Here is an 18231-nt window from a genome sequence, read left to right on the forward strand (position 1 = left end):
ACACCGCCGAGCGATGCGCGGCGGTATCTGGCGAATTCTGGCGAACGAGATCCAGGCGTTCATCGGCCCATCCTCGCGTTGATAACGCATGAGTGCGGCGCCGTCCTCCGGGTGGGTTCAGTTCGTCGCAACGCACTGAAACCTCACTTCGCTCACATCGCTGGCTGCTCGGGATAGCTTCCGGTCGAAAACACCCAGCGACGCAGTTCGGCGCCGCGATCCTTCCCGCACTTGTGGTTCACGTCCCGCCATTCGGCCACCGATGCTTCCGGTTGCGCACTGACGATCCTGACGCGTTCGCCATAGGGCGACTTCGAAACCAACCGCAGCTCGACGCCGGGTCGTATACCGTCGACGGTGCCGCGGTCGAACGTCAGATCGTAGGCGTCGGTGCAATACCCATAACGATGTTCGCTGGATGTGCGCCTGGACGCGGTCACCTTGAGATTCAAGGCGACGCTGCGGATGGCGGCGAGTTGATCGGCGGGCAGATCGGGCAGGCCGACCACCGCTTTGTCTTCGTCGCCCTTGCGCAACAGGACATGCCCGTAAGGCGTCGTGCGCGGCTCCTCGCCCATATTGATCGAGTTGATGAACGTCATCGGATCGGATGCGCCGATCAAATAGACCCGTTCGCCCCATCGCACGGGACGCAGTTGCGTCGGCAGTTTGAAAGGCCCGTCGGTCGAGTGCGCATAGTTCAATTTCAGCGACCCGTCGGCCTGCATCAGCACCTCGCCCTCGTTCTGGGCGTACATGCCGGTGCAGCCGCGCCAGGTGGAACTGACCCCGGCTCCGGGCGCGATCAGCACACGCACATTCATACCCAGACCGTCGCCTTCGTAGTAGTCGCCCGCCCAAGCGTGCTGACCATGCAGGCCGAGCAGTTCGGTCTGTACCAGTTGGCCGCGCCGCTGGACCTGCGAACCGATCCGCTCGCTTGGCGAATCCTCGTCCAACGGTGCACTGGCCTGCACGCCCGTCGTTTCCCGCGCTTGCGCCTGCAACACCGAAAACGCCAGCATGCCCAGGCCGCCAACGGCCAAGGTCAGGCTCAATCCCGCGATCCGCCAGGGACGCAACCGATGGTACGACGACGTCCGAGACGATTTCATAGCGGCCTCCCCGGCCATGGCGCGGCCAGAATCCTGTGCGTGGCGCTTGCGGTCAAGTGTCTGCTTCACGCCAATGGCAAGGTGCTATCGGACCGGCACAGATCGTCATGCAACCGCTGCACCGCCTGCGCCGCCATGACGTAATCGCGGCTGCCCAGCGCTTCGACGAAACGGCAGGACGCATAGCCCGCCGACTTGCGCTCGTAGTCGTCGACCCAGCGTTCGCGCTCGTGCATCCGCTCGGCGGCGATCGGCCATACGCCGGCCTTGGGCATCGACGCGGGATTGTTCGAAGGCACGCCGGCCCGGGTCGATCGCGCCCGCTCGCCGATGCGCCACGGTTTCGGACTGACCCGCGCGCGGAAACAATGCTGGCGCCGGCACAGCAGCGCGTAGTACGCATCGGCGCCGATCGCCTCGAAGAATTCGACCACCGCCGGATCGTTCGGATCGAATACCCGGTGCATCGCCAGCAGGCGAAAGCCGTTCGGCGTGCGATACAGGCGCAGATGCCAGTCCGGATGCGCGGCGACGAAGGCGTCGATGCGTTTGCGTGCGCGCCCCTCGGCCCCGCCGTCGGCGCGATGGCGCGCGCGGCCGCGCGCCTGGGCCAGCGCGATGGCGATGCCGGTGGCGAACACCCAGCTCAGCAGGAACACCCCCAGATGCCGGGCCATCGCACCGGCGATCAACGCCGCCGCCAGCGATGAGAGAAAGTAGTACTTGTTCCAGGCCGATACCGGCTCGTCGAAATCGACGTCGGCGAACAACACATCGGGCGAGTTGAGGCAGCGCGCGCCGTAGCTGTTGCGGGTGATGACGATATCGCCGCGACGTTCGACGATCTGCTCGCGGATCGGCAGGCCTTCGGCGTCGTAGGGCACGCGCGGATCGCGCTTGGGCAGGCTGGCGCCGGCGAGGATGCGATCGAAGGCTTCGCGCGCGCGGGCATCGGCCATGGCCTGGGCGTCGGCGAGGTTGGCGTTGGACCACCCGAAGCGACGCACCGTCAGCGAACGTCGCCCGGACGCGTGATCGCGGCCGAACTGCTCGCCGATCCGGGCCTCCGCCCAGAATTCCGGAACGATCATCGCCATGGAGCGCCTCCTTGCGTGGTTCGGCCGATTGTATGCGTTGACACCGTGGGTATGAGCGGCGCTTGGGCGGATTGCCGGTGATCGTAAGCCGCGAACATCGATGCCGCGTCGCTGTCGGATCGCGTCGCCGTCCGTGGATGCAACGCGGTCGCGGCTCGCGCCGCTCCTACAGGGGCTTGCGTGCGACACGAGTCGGCCCGCGATGATCATTGCAATCTCCCTGTAGCAGCGGCGCGAGCCGCGACCAACCGAAGAGAGCGAACACCACGCACCAACCGAAGCGACAGGACCCGGCTGCTTTCGGTCCAAGGCCCATGCCACCCAAAGCCCGTACCGCCGTAGCTTCGGATTCAAACGCTTGCGTACGTCGCTGCGGTCGGCACTTGACGACGCCCCCCATCGGCGTAGCATTCGCCATACGCCACCGGACAGACCGATGGCGATCCACCAATCCGTGAGGGATTCTCATGGCAATCGAATTCGATTACCTGGTTTTCATTGGCCGCTTCGAGCCGTTCCACAACGGCCACGCCGCCGTCGCCCGCCACGCTCTGGCCAAGGCGTCCAAAGTCATCTTCCTGGTCGGTTCCGCCGACACGCCCCGCACCACCAAGAACCCGTTCACCGTCGCCGAACGCGCGGTGATGATCCAGGCCGCGCTCAGCGATGCCGCCGACCGCTTGATCGTGCGTCCGTTGCGCGATCACCTCTACAACGAGAGCCTGTGGATCGCCAACGTGCAGCGCGCGGTCGCCGAGGCGGTGCGCGCCGACGGCGGCGATGCCGAAGCGCGCATCGGCCTGATCGGCATGGACAAGGACGCCTCCAGCTACTACCTGCGCGAGTTCCCGCAGTGGCCGCTGGTCGATGTCAGCCACACCGCCACTTTGTCGGCCACCGAGCTGCGCCGCTTCCTGTTCGAAGCCAATCAGATCGACAGCCACGGCGGCTTGATGCTGATCCGCGCCAACGTGCCCGGCCCGGTGTTCGACATGCTCGAAGCGTTTCGCAAAAGCTCACCGGCGTTCACCCAGTTGGTCGCCGAGTACCAGTTCATCGAGCAGTACCGCGCGGCCTGGAGCGATGCGCCCTACCCGCCGACCTTCGTCACCACCGACGCGGTGATCGTGCATTCCGGCCACGTGCTGCTGGTGCGCCGCCGCGCCGAACCGGGCAAGGGCCTGTGGGCGCTGCCGGGCGGTTTCGTGGGTCAGCACGAAAGCCTGCTCGACGCCTGCCTGCGCGAGCTGCGCGAGGAAACCCGGCTCAAGCTGCCGCTGCCGGTGCTCAAGGGCTCGATCAAGGGCGAGCACGTGTTCGACCATCCCGAACGCAGCGCGCGCGGACGCACCATCACCCACGCCTTCCACTTCGAATTCCCGGCCGGCGAACTGCCGCCGGTGCGCGGCGGCGACGACGCCGACAAGGCACGCTGGATCGCGGTCAGCGAGGCGCTGGAAATGGGTCCGCAACTGTTCGAAGACCACCTGCACATCCTCGAATTCTTTCTCGGCCGCGGCTAAGCGCACACGCACCGCCCGGCCTCTCGCCGGCGGACAGACCGCCGGCTTACCCCAGACGCGAAGGAGCTTCCCGTCATGCAATGCCTCGACAACCTGCTGCTCAACACCGACAGCTACAAGGCCAGCCACTGGCTGCAATACCCGCCCGGTACCGATGCGACGTTCTTCTATGTCGAATCGCGCGGCGGCGTGCACGACCGCACCGTGTTCTTCGGCCTGCAGGCGATCCTCAAGGAATACCTGGCCAAGCCGATCACCCACGCCGACATCGATGAAGCGCGCGACCTGTTCGCGGCGCACGGCGAGCCGTTCAACGAAACCGGCTGGCGCTACATCGTCGACCGTCACGGCGGCCTGATGCCGATCCGCATTCGCGCCGTGCCCGAAGGCACGGTGGTGCCGACGCACCAGGCGCTGGTGACGATCGAATCGACCGATCCGGATGCGTACTGGGTGCCGTCGTATCTTGAAACCTTGCTGCTGCGGCTGTGGTATCCGGTGACGGTGGCGACGATCAGCTGGCACGCCAAGCAGACGATCCGCCAGTTCCTGGAACGCACCAGCGACGACCCCGAAGGCCAGCTGCCGTTCAAGCTGCACGACTTCGGCGCGCGCGGCGTGTCCAGCACCGAATCGGCGGCGTTCGGCGGCGCCGCGCATCTGGTCAATTTCCTCGGCACCGACACCGTTTCGGGCCTGCTGCTGGCCAAGCGCTACTATCACGAGCCGATGGCCGGTTTCTCGATTCCGGCCGCCGAGCACAGCACCATCACCAGTTGGGGCCGCGAGCACGAGGTCGATGCCTACCGCAATATGCTGACCCAGTTCGGCAAGCCCGGCGCGATCGTCGCGGTGGTGTCCGACAGCTACGACATCTTCCATGCCATCCGCGAGCATTGGGGCAAGACCTTGCGCGAGGAAGTGATCGCCTCGGGCGCGACCTTGGTGGTGCGTCCGGACTCCGGCGATCCGGTCGACGTCGTGCATCAGTGCGTGACCCTGCTCGACGAAGCCTTCGGCCACACCGTCAACAGCAAGGGCTTCAAGGTGTTGAACCACGTGCGCGTGATCCAGGGCGACGGCATCAACCCGACCAGTATCCGCGCGATCCTCGAACGCATCACCAGCTACGGCTACGCCACCGACAACCTCGCCTTCGGCATGGGCGGCGCGTTGCTGCAGCGGCTGGATCGCGATACCCAGAAGTTCGCGCTCAAGTGTTCGGCGGCGCGGGTCAACGGCGAGTGGATCGACGTGTACAAGGACCCGGTCACCGACAAGGGCAAGTCGAGCAAGCGCGGCCGCATGACCTTGCTGCGCCATCGCGAATACGGCCATTTCAAGACCGTGCCGGTGCCGCCGGAAGCGGCGTCGCTGGAAGAAGCGGTCAAGCCGCTGGGCTTCGACGATGCGATGGTGACGGTGTGGGAGGACGGCAAGCTGGTCAACGACTGGACGTTCGCGCAGGTGCGCGAGTTGGCTAACGCTACCCGGCTTTGAGCTTGCTTGCGGCCCTCACCCCAACCCCTCTCCCGTTGCACGGGAGAGGGGCTAAGGGCGACGCGATCGCGACACAACGCCATCATCGGACAGCAACGCAACCGCTTCCCTCTCCCGCTTGCGGGAGAGGGCCAGGGTGAGGGGATGAGCGCCGAAGGCTCGAATGCTTCGGCTTTCCCCACATCACGACAACCAATGGAATCTTCCATGCAAGCCCCCATCGAAGGGCTAGCCGCCGCAGACCCGGCGACCCTGCCCCTGAGCGCAGCCTCCTGTCTGTTCGAACGCCTGCGCGCGACCACGCCGCAACTCGCGCGCCGCGCGCCGGTCGAACACGACGCCACCCGCTGGCATCCGCACAGCATAGACGGCGCACGCTACCGCTTCGCCCAGCCGATCACCTTCACCCCCTACGCCTCGGTGCGCCCGTGCTCGGCGCGCTGCCGCTTCTGTTCGGAAACCCTGCGCCCGCTCGAAGGCGGCACGATGGCGCAGACGCTGCGTCCGGCCGACGATTATTTCGACACCCTGGCGCGGGCATTGGCGCAACTGCGCGGCCTGCCGCTGTCGTGGTCGCTGTCGGGCCTGGAATCCAGCGACGACGAAGACTGGTTCCTGCAACTGCTGCGCACCCTGCACCAGGCCGAACGTGACGGCGTGATCGCGCACGACCGGGTGCTGTACAGCAACGGCGCCGGCTTCGCGCGCGGCCGCGGCGAGGAACTGATCGCCGCGTTGCAAGGCTTCGGCCTGTCCTGGGTCGAGCTGTCGCGGCATCACCCCGATGCGCTGCGCAACCAGCGCATCATGCGCTTCCGCGACGGCGAAGCGGTCGCCGACAACGCTGCGTTCGAAGCGGTCGCGCGCGCGATCTCGGCCGCGTTGCCGCTGCGCCAGGTCTGCATCCTGCAACGCGACGGCGTCGCCGATGCGCGCGGCGTCGCCGCCTACCTCGACTGGGCGAAGCAATGCGGCGCCGGCACGGTGATCTTCCGCGAGTTCTCGCGCCTGGGCGAAGGCTATCGCGACAACGGCACGCGCCGTTATGTCGACAGCGAACGCGTCGCGATCGAACAGGTGCTCGCCGATTGCATGGCCGCGCACTGGTGGCCGCGAATGCGCGCGCTGCAGATCACCGAAGGCTATTACTTCTGGAACCTGCGCCTGTACGACGAAACCAGCGGCCTGGAGGTGGTGTTCGAATCCTCCGACTACAGCGCGATGCACCGCCGCCACGCCAGCGGCGACATCTACAAACTGGTGTTCCATGCCGACGGCCGCCTGTGCGCCGGCTGGCAACCCGACCGCGACATTCTCTGGGACCCGCGCCACGGAGCGATGCATGGACAACCGTAGTTGGTGGGTGCTGTCGCCCGATCCACCCGAACACCGCCTGCCCGACGATCTGCGCGGCCGCGACGGCTTCGACGGCCGCGACTGCGGCTGGGTCAACCAGATGCGGCCGTTCGTGCGCCACTTCAGCCGCCCCGGCCAGACCGTGTTCGATCCGTTCTGCGGCTTCGGCACGACCTTGCTGGCGGCCGCGCTGGAAGGCCGCGCCGGTTGCGGGATCGAGATCGATCCCGATCGCGCCGCGCTTGCCGGCGAACGCCTGCGCCGGCACGGCGTCGATGCGCCGATCGCGGTCGGCAGCCTGCCGCAGACCGCGATTCCCGGCGCGATCGATCTGTGCCTGACCAGCGTGCCCTACTTCGGTTGCCGCTGGCCGCAAGCGGCCGCGGGCGACGGCTCGCGCAACCGCGATCAGCTGTACCTCGAACGCGATTACGCCGCCTACCTCGAACGCCTGCGCGACATCTTCTACGCAGTGCGCGCGGCCCTGCCCGACGGCGGCTACTGCATCGCGATGGCCGAGAACCTGGTGATCGACGGCCGCATGCTGCCGCTGGCCTGGGACCTGGGCCGGGTGCTCGGCGCGATGTTCGTGGCGCGCGAAGAACGCCTGCTGTGCTACGAACGCGACACCGCGCCGCTGCCGGCCGGCGCCAGCGCCAGCAACCGCAGCCACGAGTACGCGCTGGTAATGCACAAGACCGCCGAAACCATCTGCCTGCGCAGCACCATCGACGAGTTGCGGGCGATGCGCGAGGCCGGCTTCGCTTTCGACTTGTACGGCAGCTTCGCCCATTGGCTCGCGCACGACGGGGATCCGCCCGCGCGCCGGCCCGGCGACGCGGACCTGCAACTGCCCGACGACGAGGATCGCTTCAACGCGCTGCTGCACTGGCTGCACCAACGCCATTACGAACTGAGCCTGTGGGGCGAACCCGTATTGCCGCCGGTGCGGATCGATCGGCTGCGCGCGCATTGGTATCTGCGCGCGCAACGCCGCGACCGGCTCGGCCGGCTGGTGCGGCTGGACCTGAGCCTGGCCGGTCAGCCGCAGGTCGAGCGGTCGTGAGCTAACCCCGCCGCGTCTCAGGCCAGCGCTTCGGCGATCTGCTCCAGCCGCGCGCTGCCGCCCAGCGGCTTGAGCAGCGCCATGCAGCGCGCGCGGATCGCCGCCGGCGCCATCGGCCAGGCCGGGCTCAATCGCGACTTGGGAAACACCAGGTACAAGGTCTCCCCGCTCGGCGCGCCCTTGCCGCTGGCCAGGTTCACCGTCTGCCCCGACAGATCGCTGGCCATGCGGATCGAGACCTCGCCCAGCGGCCGGTCCTGGCCGACATCGCCGACTACGCCGTAACTGTAGCGACGCGTTCGCGGGTGATAGGCCACGACGAAGTCGCCGAGTTCGCCGGTGCCGTGTATCTGCAAAAACGTCGCCGGCAAGGTCAGATACGGAATGCGCGCGGCGTCGACATAGGCCAGCGGATCGGTGCGCGGACGCTCGGGATCGCTCAACGCGGTCATCGAGATGTAGTAGCCGGCGTTGCGTCCGCGGTTTTGTTCCAGCGGCCGCCCGGGCCGCTTGGGATCGGCGACCAGCGCGCTGCGCCAGTCGCCGTCGGGCCAACCGCTGTGGCGGATGTTCGCCAGCCCCAGGTTGTGTGGATGGTAGGCGTCGGGCGCGCCATCGGCGGTGATCGAAATATGCGGACTCAGATAGGCGTATGCCTGCTGAGTGCCTGCATCGAGTGTGTGAATCGAAGTTCCCTTGAAGTCCATCCATCGGTCAACGACCAAAATACTCACGGCACCCTCCTTGCCTGGTCGACAAACACGGCGATGTTGCCGTGTTATGTGCGCAGGCTAACGTGCCGACGCGCCGTTTCATGTCAATCCGATGTGATTTCGCGAGATTTAATTTTCGCGTTTCGGCTTCGTGTTTCGGCGGGCATCGCGGCAGGCATGCAACGGCTTGAGCGAATGCATGCATGCGTTACCGACTGATCGTGTTCGCGATCCGTCCAATAAAAATTTCTCGCTGGTTTACTACAGCCACCTGGCACATAAAACGCGACTATTTTGGCGCGATCGCGGCGCTTTCGAAGCGACATCGGCCGCGGCGTTTGTCAGCGCGTTGGCGGCTTTCATTCATGCAGATCCAGCGCGAGGATCGCATCGCCATAGGTGTTTCCACCTACCTGGAAGCGGCGTTCGCCGACCTGGCGAAAACCGTTGCGCGCATAGAACGCCAAGGCGCGCGCATTGCCGGCATAGACCCCGAGCAACAGCCGCCGCGCGCCGCGCGCGCGCGACTCGGCCACGGCGTGCTGCATCAGTTCGCGGCCGACGCCGCCGCCGTGGAAACGCGACAACAGGTAGATGCGCTTGAGTTCCAGATCGTCCGCGCTCACGTCCTCGAGCGGCAACTTGGCCGGGGCGATCACCGCATAACCGACCGGCGCATCGCCGCGATCGGTCTGCGCCAGCCACGAGGCGGTCGCCGGATCGGCGAGCCACGCGGTGTAGACCTGCGGCGCGTGCTGCGCGCGGCAATGCTCGACGATGTCGCGGCCGTGCAGGATGCCGGCGAAGGTTTCCAGGAACGTCGCCGCGCCGGCCAGGGCCAGCGCGTCGGCGTCGCCGGCGTGGGCGCGGCGGATGTGGGTGGTGAGGGAGGCAGCAACGTCGGTCGAATCGCTCATGGCGGCATGCTTTGTGAGGGGCGATCAAGATCGCATGCCGGCAGATCAAACGGCATCGGCGGAAAGTCGCATCCACGTCGGCCCCCTGCAGGAGCGGCGCAAGCCGCGACCGCGCCGCCACATCGACGGCGCAACCTCATGCAACCCGCGCCACCCCACCCAGCTGACTCAGCGCCCGACCTCGATCACCACCTTGCCGAAATGCGCGCCGCTTTGCAGATGCTCATACGCCTCGCGCGCCTGATCGAACCCGAACACCCGATCGACCACCGGCGCGATCGCGTTGACGGCGACGAAGCGCGACAGATCCTCGGCCATGGCGCGGCTGCCGACGAAGATGCCGGACAGGCGCTTGACCCCGGTGATCAGCGAGAACGCATTGAAGTCGCCGCCGAAACCGCTGACCCCGCCGATGATCGAGATCGCCCCGCCGATCGCGGCGGCGTCGATCGAACGTTGCAAGGTGCCCTGGCCGCCGACTTCCAGCACCGCGTCCACGCCGCGTCCGTCGGTGAGCCGGCGCACTTCGTCCTGCCATTCCGGGGTGGCGCGGTAATTGATCGTCGCATCGGCGCCGAGCGCCTTGGCGCGGGCGAGCTTGTCGTCGCTCGACGAGGTGATGATCGCCTGCAGCCCGGCCGCCTTGGCCAGTTGCAGGCCCCAGATCGATACGCCGCCGGTGCCCAGCAGCAACACGCTCGCGCCCGGCTGCAAACGGGCTTCGACGAACAACGCATTCCACGCAGTCACCCCGGCGCAGGTCAGGGTCGCGGCCTGGGCGTCGTCGAGATGCGCGGGCACCGCGAACACCGAGTCTTCCGACACCACGATTTCCTCGGCCAGCACGCCGTCGGCGACCGCGCCGAAGGCGTCGCGGGTGTTGTGCGCGGTGGGCGCGCCGGCGTGCCAGTGGGGGAAGAAACTGGTCGCGACCCGGTCGCCGACTTTCCAGCGGCCGGCGCCGGCGCCGATCTCGACGATTTCGCCGACCGCGTCCGAAGCCGGCACCACCGGCGTGTCCGAACTGGGCAGATAGCTGCCGCCGGCGATCATCAGGTCGCGGAAATTCAACGACACCGCGCGGACCCGGACCCGGACCTGGCCGGCGGCCAGTGCGAACGAGGGGCGTTCGAACGATTCCAGCGTGCCGATACCGGCGCCGCTGCGGATGCGATAAGCCTTCATGGGGATTCTCTTTGGAGGTGGGGGAGTGCGACGGCCGCGCGGTGGATCGCGGGTGCGCGGATCGGGTCCGGGCGGATGCGATGTGCCTGGCGACCGTGTGGCGCTACGATAGCGTCGCCCGATACGCCCCAGTGGCTAGATTCAGGCCACACTTCGTAGCCCCACAGGAACCAATATGGCCGTCAACGACCAACTGCTCGGCATCGTCGCCTTCGTTCAATCGGCCGAGGCCGGCAGTTTCGCGATCGCCGCCGAGCGCCTGGGCGTGACCCGCTCGGCGATCGGCAAGCGCATCGCCCGGCTCGAACAACAGCTCGGCGCGCGCCTGTTCCACCGCAGCACCCGCCGCCAGAGCCTGACCGACGACGGCCAGGCCTACTACGAACGCTGCGTCAAAGCGCTGGCCGAACTCGACGCCGCCCAGGCCGCGCTCGACAGCGGCCGGCGCGAACCCAGCGGCCGGTTGCGGGTCAGCGCGCCGGTGCTGTTCGGCCGCCATTGCGTGGCGCCGGTGATGCTGGAACTCGCGCGCCGGCACCCGAAACTCGACATCGACCTGTCCTTCAGCGACCGCGTGGTCGATCTGGTCGAAGACGGCTACGACCTGGCGATCCGCATCGGCCGCCTGCCCGACAGCGCGACCCTCGCGGCGCGCCGGCTGACCGACGAAAGCCTCGGCATCTGCGCGTCGCCCGCGTACCTGGCGCAGCGCGGACTGCCGCGCGAGGTCGACGACTTCGCCGGCCACGACGCGGTGCTGTACGGCCGCAACGGCCACAGCGTGCCGTGGCGCCTGCGCGACGCGAACGGCGAGGTGCGCGAACCGGCGGTGCGCGCGCGGCTGCGCTTCGACGACCTGCAGGCGATCGCCGACGCCGCGATCGCCGACGCCGGCCTGGCCCAGCTGCCGTGCTGGCTGTTGAGCCAATACGTGCGCACCGGCGAATTGCAGATGGTGATGCACGCCGACCGCGTGGTCGGCGGCCGCATCAACGCCGTGTGGCCGCACACCCATTACCTGCCGCTGCGCACGCGCGTGGCGATCGATCTGCTGGTGGAGCGGATTCCGGTGCTGGTGGGGTTGGAGGCGCAGGGGTGGCGCGAGGCGGCCTAGGGATGTCGGGATGTCGGGATGTCGGGATGTCGGGATGTCGGGATGTCGGGATGTGGGGGATGTGGGGGATGTGGGGGCTGTGGGGATGCGGAGATGCGGAGATGCGGAGATGCGGAGATGCGGGGATGCGGGGATGCGGGGATGCGGAGGATGCGCGGCGTGGCATCCGATGCAATGCACGGAGCAAACGCCACCTTCAATCCGCAGCGCTCCAACCTACCGTTCCCCCCCTTTGAAAAAGGGGGGTAGGGGGGATTTGCTTTTACCCGCAAGCGACGACGTTGCGTGGGGAGTTCTAAGAGCAAAAGCAAATCCCCCTACCCCCCCTTTTTCAAAGGGGGGAAAAGCAGAAGCCTTTGCTCCTATCTCACTCCTCACTCCTCACCTCTCACTTCTCACCCCTCCAAACTCACCCCTCCAAACTCACCGCTCCGGCCAATACCAAGCCGGCGCATCCAGCATCCCCTGCCCGGCGATGCCGGTCTGGCTGAACTGTTTTTCCAGATGCAGGCTGTTGCAATCGTCTTCGGCCTCCAACGCGCTGATCAGGCGCGAGGCATGCGAGACCACCCACACCTGGGTGCGGCGCGAGGCGTGCGCGATCAGCCGCGCCAGCGCCGGCAGCAGGTCCGGGTGCAGGCTGGTTTCGGGCTCGTTGAGCACCATCAGCGGCGGCGGTCGCGGGGTGTGCAGGGCGGCGATCCACAGCAGATAGCGCAAGGTGCCGTCGGACAGTTCCGCCGCCGACAACGGCCGCAGCAGGCCGTGCTGGAAGAAGCGCAGCGAGAAACGTCCGCCCTCGCCGTCGACCTCGACCCGCGCGCCGGGAAACGCATCGTCGACCGCCTCGGCCAGCGCGCGCGGATCGCCGATCTCGACGATGGTCTGCCAGGCCGCGGCCAGATCGCGGCCATCGTGGCTCAACACCGGCGTGCGCGTGCCCAGTTGCGGCTGCCGCGCCGGCGCTTGCGCGTCGCTGCGGAAGTGATCGTAGAAACGCCAGCCGCGGATGGTTTCGCGCAGGCTCAGCACCTCCGGCGCGGCGCGCGGGTCGGCGATCTGGGCGAACACGCTGTCGAACGCGCTCAGGTGTTCGGCCGCGACCCGCCAGCCGCGCCCCTCGCGCACCCGCGCCATCGGCCCGCGCCGGTCGACCAGCAGATTGGACGAGCGCAGGAACGGCCCGCTCCAGATCGCCTCGCGCTTGATTTCCGGATCGTGGGCGAACATCGAAAGGCTCGGCGTCGGCAGGCCCAGGTCGATCGCATAGCCGTATTCGTCGCCGGCGAAGCCCAGCCGCAGCGACACCGGCGCGTTGCGCGGCCCGCCCTGGATCGGCACCTCACCGCGCTTCATCCGCGCCGAGATCGTCTCCGGCCCGGCCCATAACGTCGACTCCAAGCCGCCCTCGCGCGCCAGCGCCGTCACCACTCCGCCCTGCGCGGTCTGGGCGAGCAGGCGCAGCGCGCGGTACAGATTCGACTTGCCGCTGCCGTTGGCGCCGGTGACCACGTTGAGCCGGCCCATCGGCACGACCAGTTCGCGCAGGGAACGGTAATTGGCGATGGCCAGGGTGCTGAGCATGCGGGTCGAACGCGGGAGACGGGCGCCCAGCCTGCCAGAAGCCGCCCGCCGGCGCCCGCACCTGTCGACACTGACAGGCGACGTCCTTAAACGGACATTGATCACGTTATTATTGTCTAGCGAGTCACCCTCAGGCACGGATATTCCGTGCCTGCGTTCGTCTGGGGACCCGACCGACCCGGCCTTCCGGCCGTGCGGCGGGAGGACGGATCGACTCGAATCAGGCGCTGCGTCCGCACCGGCCGCGGCTTTCAGGAAAGCAGTTTGAAGGAACGAATGACGATGAAGACCGCAAACAGGGGAATCCAGGCCGCCGCCTGCGTGATCGGCCTGGCCGCCGCGCTGAGCGCCGCACCGGGCTGGGCCCAGCGCAAGAGCGCGCAGGACCAGCGCGCCGAGAAGATGACCCAGATCCCGACCTGCTCCAAGAACCTCGGCGCGATTTCGGTGATCGAGCCCGAAGACACGGTGAACTGGTGGAGCGGCCAGCAGCTGCCCGCGCCGAGCAAGCTGATCAAGGTGTTCGTGCAGAAATCGCGCTGCTTCACCCTGGTCGACCGCGGCGTCGGCATGGACTCGGCGATGCGCGAACGCGATCTGGCCGCAGACGGCCAGCTGCGCAACAAATCCAACATCGGCAAGGGCCAGATCCGCGCCGCCGACTACGTGCTGGTGCCGGACCTGATCTCCAAGAACAGCAACGCCGGCGGCAACGCGATCGGCGGCCTGCTCGGCGGTCTGATCGGCGGCAAGGCCGGCGCGGTCGCCGGCAACCTCAACTTCAACAAGAAGACCGCCGACGTGGTGCTGACGGTGACCGACGTGCGCTCCTCCGAGCAGGTCGCGATGGCCGAAGGCAGCGCCAAGAAGACCGACATCGGTTTCGGCGGCAGCGGCGCCTTGTTCGGCGGCAGCGGCCTGGGCGGCGCCGGCGTGTCGGGCTACGCCAACACCGAAGTCGGCCAGGTCATCACCCTGGCGTACCTGCAGGCCTACACCAACCTGGTCGCCGAACTGGGCGGGCTGTCGAACAACCCGTCGGCCTCGAATTCGCAGCAGGCGGTCACCGTGGTCAAGGCCGCGCGCCTGTTCGCCAATTCCAACGGCGCCGGCAAGGTGGTGCGTCCGCTCGACCCGGGCATGATGCTCTACCCCACCGGCAACAAGCAGGGCGCGATGTGGGAAGTCGAGGACGAACTGGGCAACAAGGGCTGGGTGTCTTCGCTGGCGCTGGAGCTGTCGAAGTAAGTCTTCCTCGCTCGCATCATCGGTAGACAGACAAACGAAAGGGCTGCCGTCACCGGCAGCCCTTTTTGTTGCTCCAGCCACGCGCGCTCGATCGCGCAATGAACGGCGGCAGCGAGCGCTTTACTTCGCCGCGCGGCTGCGCGCGATCCAGCCCTGCACCCGCTCGCGCAGGTACTGCAAGGGCACGATGCCGTCGCCGAGCACCTGCTGGTGGAACTGGCGGATGTCGAAACGATCGCCGAGCGCCTGTTCGGCCTCGCGACGCAGCGCGAAGATTTCCAGCGCGCCCGACTTCGAACCTGCCCCGGCGCCGCCGATGGATGCCCGTCCGACCACCATCCCGCGCGCCGGTGCGCGCCGCCGAATCGCCGCTGGTGCGGCTTCCTCGCTGAGCGCTTCGGCGTAGCGCGCCCAGCCTTCCCGCCGCCGCGCCACGAACGCGCCCCGATCGCCGCGGCGTCAGTGATGCCCGGTCATGCACCAGGTGATCGCGGCGCCCGCGGCGATCGTCGCCGGGACGGTCGAGGTTGGCGCGGTAGATGCCCGGCTTGGCGATGTCGGGCTGCATCTCGTAATGCGAGCTGACCCCGCGCCGGCTGCCGCGCGACTCGCGCTGCACGAAGCGCGAGAACGCCAGTTCCTCGTCGGCCGGGCGGGGTTCGCCAGGCGCCCGGGCTGACGCCGCCTTCTGCCCCAGTTCGCTCACCGTGCGGGCGTCGCGACGGTGCGGCGCAGTAGATACCTCGCGCGCGCGCGGTGAACTGCCCGGGTCCAGGCACCACGCAAGGCTCGCCGGCCTCGCGGCGCGCCGATCGCGCAACGGAAGCCGGCGCGCGAGCGCTTCGCGAACGCGCATCCTCGCGCTGGCCGTGCGCGACGAGAACTCGGCGCACGCGCGCCGCGAGGCGATCTGCGGTTGAGCCGGGCCAGGTTCTGCCCGGTGACTCGGCCGCCGCGCGGCATCGTCGCCGGGCGCATTGGCGCGGTAGATGCCCCGGCGGCGATCGGGCGATCTCGTTGCGCTGCACCCAGCCCGCGCTGTTGCGTTCTTCACCGTCGACGCGGGCTGGCCGGCATCGCGCGATCTTCGCGCTCGTTCGCGCGCGTCGAGCATGCCGCGGCTGCGAGAACGCCAGTTCTCGCGCCGAGGCGAACGTCGGCGCCGCGGCTTCGATGCCGCGGTCGCTGCCGCGAATCGAGCACCGCCGTTTTCGCTCACCGGCGGCGGATCTGCGACGGTCGCTTGCCGCCGGCGCCTCTTGGCGCGCGCGGCCGGGGGCGGCGCAGCACGCGCGAGCGGCGACAGCGTCGGGGCCGACAGGCGATGCTGTCTGGGCTGCTAGCGCGGCGGCGCGGGCGGCGGCGGCCGGCGTCTGATCAGCGACGAGCGCGGAACCCTTGCCCGCGCGGCATCCTCGCTGTGCTGCGCCGGTCTCACGACGGCGACCGGCGGCGAGCGTGCGACGGCGTCGATTGCGGCCACGCGCGCCCAGCGTCTTGGGTGCCGAATAACCGGCCTTGAGGCCCGCGCGCAAATTCACGATCTCGTTGTCGACATAGCCCGGAAAACCGCGCCAGCGGGTCAGCGCCTGCTTGCGTTCTTCGGCCGTCGCCACCGGCTGGCGATCGGCGAGATCGGCCAGATTGTTCTGCCAGCCGCCCATGTGGTTGACGTTCCAGCCTTCTGCCTTGCACACGCGCATGCCGCGGCTGGCCTGCAGCATCTCGCGCAGTTGCGCGTACAGCAGCTGCGCGCCGTCGTCGCCGACCGCGGCACGGTCGATCGCCGAGAAGCGCTGCCACAACCCATCCTCGCGCCGTTCGAACGCGCGCAGATCGGCGGCGGCGTTGTGCGGCAGGTAGTCGTGCCGCTTCAACGGCAAGCCGGTCTGGTAGGCCGGACCGGGATCGAAATCGAGCACCGCGGCCAGGTAATCGTCGGCGATCGCGTCGACCTGGGCGGATGCGTCGTCCTTGCCGGCGGCCTGCCTGGGCGCATCGGCCTTGGCCGCGGCCGGGGGCGGCGGCAGCGCCGCCAGCGTCGGCAGCGACAGCGCCACCGTCAAGGCCAACAGTCCGATTCGTTGTCTGGTGCGTCGCATAAGCATCTCCCCGGCGGTCATCCGCAACTCGATGTTAACGATTGCGCGGACACGGCACCCTGCGCCGGAGGTCACGGTGGCTAATGGCCTGGCTGCGAAACAGCGCGGCGGGAACCTGCGTCGCAGCGCATTGCGACCGCAGTCTCACGACGACGCGGTGCGTGCGAGCGTGTACAAAGGAAGGCCGTTCGCCACCGGATCACGCCCATGCCCCCCACCGACCGCAACCTGCGCCTGGACTACATCGAATTCACCGTGTCCGACATCGCCGCCTCCAAGGCGTTCTACGCCGAAGCCTTCGGCTGGACCTTCACCGACTACGGCCCGAACTATTGCGAGTTCAGCGACGGCCGCATGAAGGGCGGCTTCACCACCCAGGGCCGGCCGCAGCCCGGCGGCGCCTTGGTGATCATCTACGCCGACGATCTGGACAAGGCGCGACGCAACGTGGAAGACGCCGGTGCCCCGATCGTGGCCAACCACGAATTTCCCGGCGGACGGCGTTTCCACTTCACCGATCCGGACGGCTACGAACTGGCGGTGTGGACCCAACAATAAACCCGCGTCAACCGCGTCGGATCGCGGACGCAATCGGCGCCCGGCTTGGCTTATGATCCGGCCATCGACGAAGGAACGATCTCGATGGCCTTGGACGCGGTAGGCGAAGTGTTCGGCGGTGTGCTGCGGTTCTTCGGGCGCATGGTGGCCGAAGTGTTATTTCAGGGGTTGCTGTACGGCACCGGCTACGTGTTGCTCAAACCCTTCCACCGGGACAAAGAGCCCAGCGATACCTTGTGCGGCGTGGTCGGCCTGTTGGCGTGGGCCGCATTCGCGGCCGTCGCGTACATGGCGTATCGCTACGTGCAGTCGCCGGCCTGATCGCACTCGCCGCAGGGCCGGCGTCGCGAACCACGACACTCGCCCGGTCCGGCCCAGGTAAATCGAGCAGCCGCCATCTTGACCGGGCCGGGCGATTGCGCATGCTATGCCCTATCGCTTCCACTCACCGATCGCCCCATGGCCTACGAACCCCTGCGCATGATCTGGGATTACGCGGACGGCCCGCGTACCGGCATCGCCGACCATAACGGCCGCCCGCATTACTTCTCCTGCGTGTTCGACGACGAACTGGGCATCTACGGCGACGTGTTCGACATCACCCCGATCGACGATGAAACCTACGCCTGGGCGCAGGAGCACTGGGCGATCTGGCAACGCTGGGAAACCGAAGCCCACGCCGGCCGGCTGAGCGCCGACTCGCACCCCAAGCACGGCCACTTCGACCCGCGCTACAACGAGTTGGAAGCCCTGCTCGACAAGGCCATCGACCGGCTCGCGGCGCAGACCCTGCGCCGGCACGGCGAGATCCGCCGCGCATCGATCGAGGGCGAACTGTTTCCGGGGCAGTGGAACCGGCTCGAAGTCGAGTGGACGCAGTTGCCAGCGAACGCCTCGACCTGAACATCCACGAGGCAGTACACCACGCAGATCAGCCTCACCTACGAATAAGGCTGCGAGGTATTTTGTGGGAGGGCCTTCAGCCCCGATGCTTTCCTCTCAGATCGCCCGATCTGCGAAAGCTTTCTTGCAGTAATCCCTCATCGGATCGAAAAGCATCGGGGCTGAAGCCCCTCCCACAAAAAACCTCGGGGCAGCGCACTGACTCTGGCTGGTTGTGGCAATTCCCGCTCCCCAAAAAAAACGGCCCGGA

General features: G+C 67.7%; 18 protein-coding genes. 10 read left to right on the top strand and 8 right to left on the bottom strand.

Annotated elements, in window-relative coordinates; genetic code table 11:
- Window positions 1–152: 152 nt before the first annotated feature.
- Window positions 153–1058 carry a hypothetical protein gene (locus KME82_RS17940; protein WP_215495263.1) on the bottom strand — a complete coding sequence of 302 codons (906 nt, stop codon included), beginning with the start codon at window positions 1056–1058 and terminating at the stop codon, window positions 153–155.
- A 122-nt stretch (window positions 1059–1180) separates the two neighbouring features.
- Entirely contained in the window at window positions 1181–2422 is a 1242-nt protein-coding gene (locus KME82_RS17945) for a hypothetical protein (RefSeq protein WP_252255399.1), read from the bottom strand.
- A gap of 257 nt (window positions 2423–2679) precedes the next feature.
- Between KME82_RS17945 and KME82_RS17950 the strand changes: the two genes are divergently transcribed.
- The 4 genes from KME82_RS17950 (at window position 2680) to KME82_RS17965 (ending at window position 7657) form a co-directional block, all read left to right on the top strand.
- On the top strand, window positions 2680–3735 hold the full coding sequence (locus KME82_RS17950) for a bifunctional nicotinamide-nucleotide adenylyltransferase/Nudix hydroxylase (RefSeq protein ID WP_215495264.1): 1056 nt from the start codon (window positions 2680–2682) through the stop codon (window positions 3733–3735).
- A 75-nt stretch (window positions 3736–3810) separates the two neighbouring features.
- Window positions 3811–5235 (top strand): nicotinate phosphoribosyltransferase, encoded by a 1425-nt coding sequence (locus KME82_RS17955; RefSeq protein WP_215495265.1) that lies wholly within the window; start codon window positions 3811–3813, stop codon window positions 5233–5235.
- Window positions 5236–5493: 258 nt separating this feature from the next.
- Entirely contained in the window at window positions 5494–6591 is a 1098-nt protein-coding gene (locus KME82_RS17960) for a hypothetical protein (RefSeq protein ID WP_215499121.1), read from the top strand.
- Window positions 6578–7657 (top strand): DNA methyltransferase, encoded by a 1080-nt coding sequence (locus KME82_RS17965; RefSeq protein ID WP_215495266.1) that lies wholly within the window; start codon window positions 6578–6580, stop codon window positions 7655–7657. Before KME82_RS17960 ends, KME82_RS17965 begins: the two co-directional genes overlap by 14 nt.
- 17 nt (window positions 7658–7674) lie before the next feature.
- Here the strand turns inward: KME82_RS17965 and KME82_RS17970 are convergent, their stop codons facing one another.
- The 3 genes from KME82_RS17970 to KME82_RS17980 form a co-directional block, all read right to left on the bottom strand.
- Window positions 7675–8391, bottom strand: coding sequence for a glycoside hydrolase family 75 protein (locus KME82_RS17970; RefSeq protein ID WP_215495267.1), 717 nt, complete (start codon window positions 8389–8391; stop codon window positions 7675–7677).
- 338 nt (window positions 8392–8729) lie between these two features.
- The gene (locus tag KME82_RS17975) at window positions 8730–9287 is read right to left on the bottom strand and encodes a GNAT family N-acetyltransferase (RefSeq protein WP_215495268.1); all 558 of its coding nucleotides are present in this window, start codon (window positions 9285–9287) and stop codon (window positions 8730–8732) included.
- Window positions 9288–9455: 168 nt separating this feature from the next.
- Window positions 9456–10472, bottom strand: a complete 1017-nt coding sequence (locus KME82_RS17980; protein WP_215495269.1) for a zinc-dependent alcohol dehydrogenase family protein — start codon at window positions 10470–10472, stop codon at window positions 9456–9458.
- A gap of 175 nt (window positions 10473–10647) precedes the next feature.
- Between KME82_RS17980 and KME82_RS17985 the strand changes: the two genes are divergently transcribed.
- Window positions 10648–11586 carry a LysR family transcriptional regulator gene (locus tag KME82_RS17985; RefSeq protein WP_215495270.1) on the top strand — a complete coding sequence of 313 codons (939 nt, stop codon included), beginning with the start codon at window positions 10648–10650 and terminating at the stop codon, window positions 11584–11586.
- Between the two features lie 423 nt (window positions 11587–12009).
- Here KME82_RS17985 and KME82_RS17990 read toward each other — a convergent pair whose 3' ends face one another.
- Entirely contained in the window at window positions 12010–13170 is a 1161-nt protein-coding gene (locus tag KME82_RS17990; protein WP_215495271.1) for an AAA family ATPase, read from the bottom strand.
- Window positions 13171–13452: 282 nt separating this feature from the next.
- Between KME82_RS17990 and KME82_RS17995 the strand changes: the two genes are divergently transcribed.
- On the top strand, window positions 13453–14418 hold the full coding sequence (locus KME82_RS17995; protein WP_215495272.1) for a CsgG/HfaB family protein: 966 nt from the start codon (window positions 13453–13455) through the stop codon (window positions 14416–14418).
- 120 nt (window positions 14419–14538) lie between these two features.
- On the opposite strand, the gene KME82_RS18000 is transcribed toward KME82_RS17995, so the two are convergent.
- The gene (locus tag KME82_RS18000; protein ID WP_215495273.1) at window positions 14539–14757 is read right to left on the bottom strand and encodes a DUF885 family protein; all 219 of its coding nucleotides are present in this window, start codon (window positions 14755–14757) and stop codon (window positions 14539–14541) included.
- 134 nt (window positions 14758–14891) lie between these two features.
- Complete coding sequence (locus KME82_RS18005) at window positions 14892–16520, bottom strand: DUF885 family protein (RefSeq protein ID WP_215495274.1); 1629 nt, start codon at window positions 16518–16520, stop codon at window positions 14892–14894.
- 207 nt (window positions 16521–16727) lie between these two features.
- On the opposite strand from KME82_RS18005, the gene KME82_RS18010 reads away from it, so the two are divergent.
- The 4 genes from KME82_RS18010 (at window position 16728) to KME82_RS27180 (ending at window position 18183) form a co-directional block, all read left to right on the top strand.
- Complete coding sequence (locus KME82_RS18010) at window positions 16728–17078, top strand: VOC family protein (protein ID WP_215495275.1); 351 nt, start codon at window positions 16728–16730, stop codon at window positions 17076–17078.
- Between the two features lie 84 nt (window positions 17079–17162).
- Window positions 17163–17399, top strand: coding sequence for a hypothetical protein (locus KME82_RS18015; protein ID WP_215495276.1), 237 nt, complete (start codon window positions 17163–17165; stop codon window positions 17397–17399).
- A gap of 138 nt (window positions 17400–17537) precedes the next feature.
- Window positions 17538–17981: a hypothetical protein gene (locus KME82_RS18020; RefSeq protein ID WP_215495277.1), complete on the top strand. Its 444-nt coding sequence runs from the start codon at window positions 17538–17540 to the stop codon at window positions 17979–17981.
- A gap of 139 nt (window positions 17982–18120) precedes the next feature.
- Window positions 18121–18183 (top strand): DUF6053 domain-containing protein, encoded by a 63-nt coding sequence (locus tag KME82_RS27180; protein WP_430538848.1) that lies wholly within the window; start codon window positions 18121–18123, stop codon window positions 18181–18183.
- Window positions 18184–18231 lie beyond the last annotated feature (48 nt).

This window comes from Lysobacter capsici (genome assembly GCF_018732085.1).
Classification (GTDB): domain Bacteria; phylum Pseudomonadota; class Gammaproteobacteria; order Xanthomonadales; family Xanthomonadaceae; genus Lysobacter; species Lysobacter capsici_A.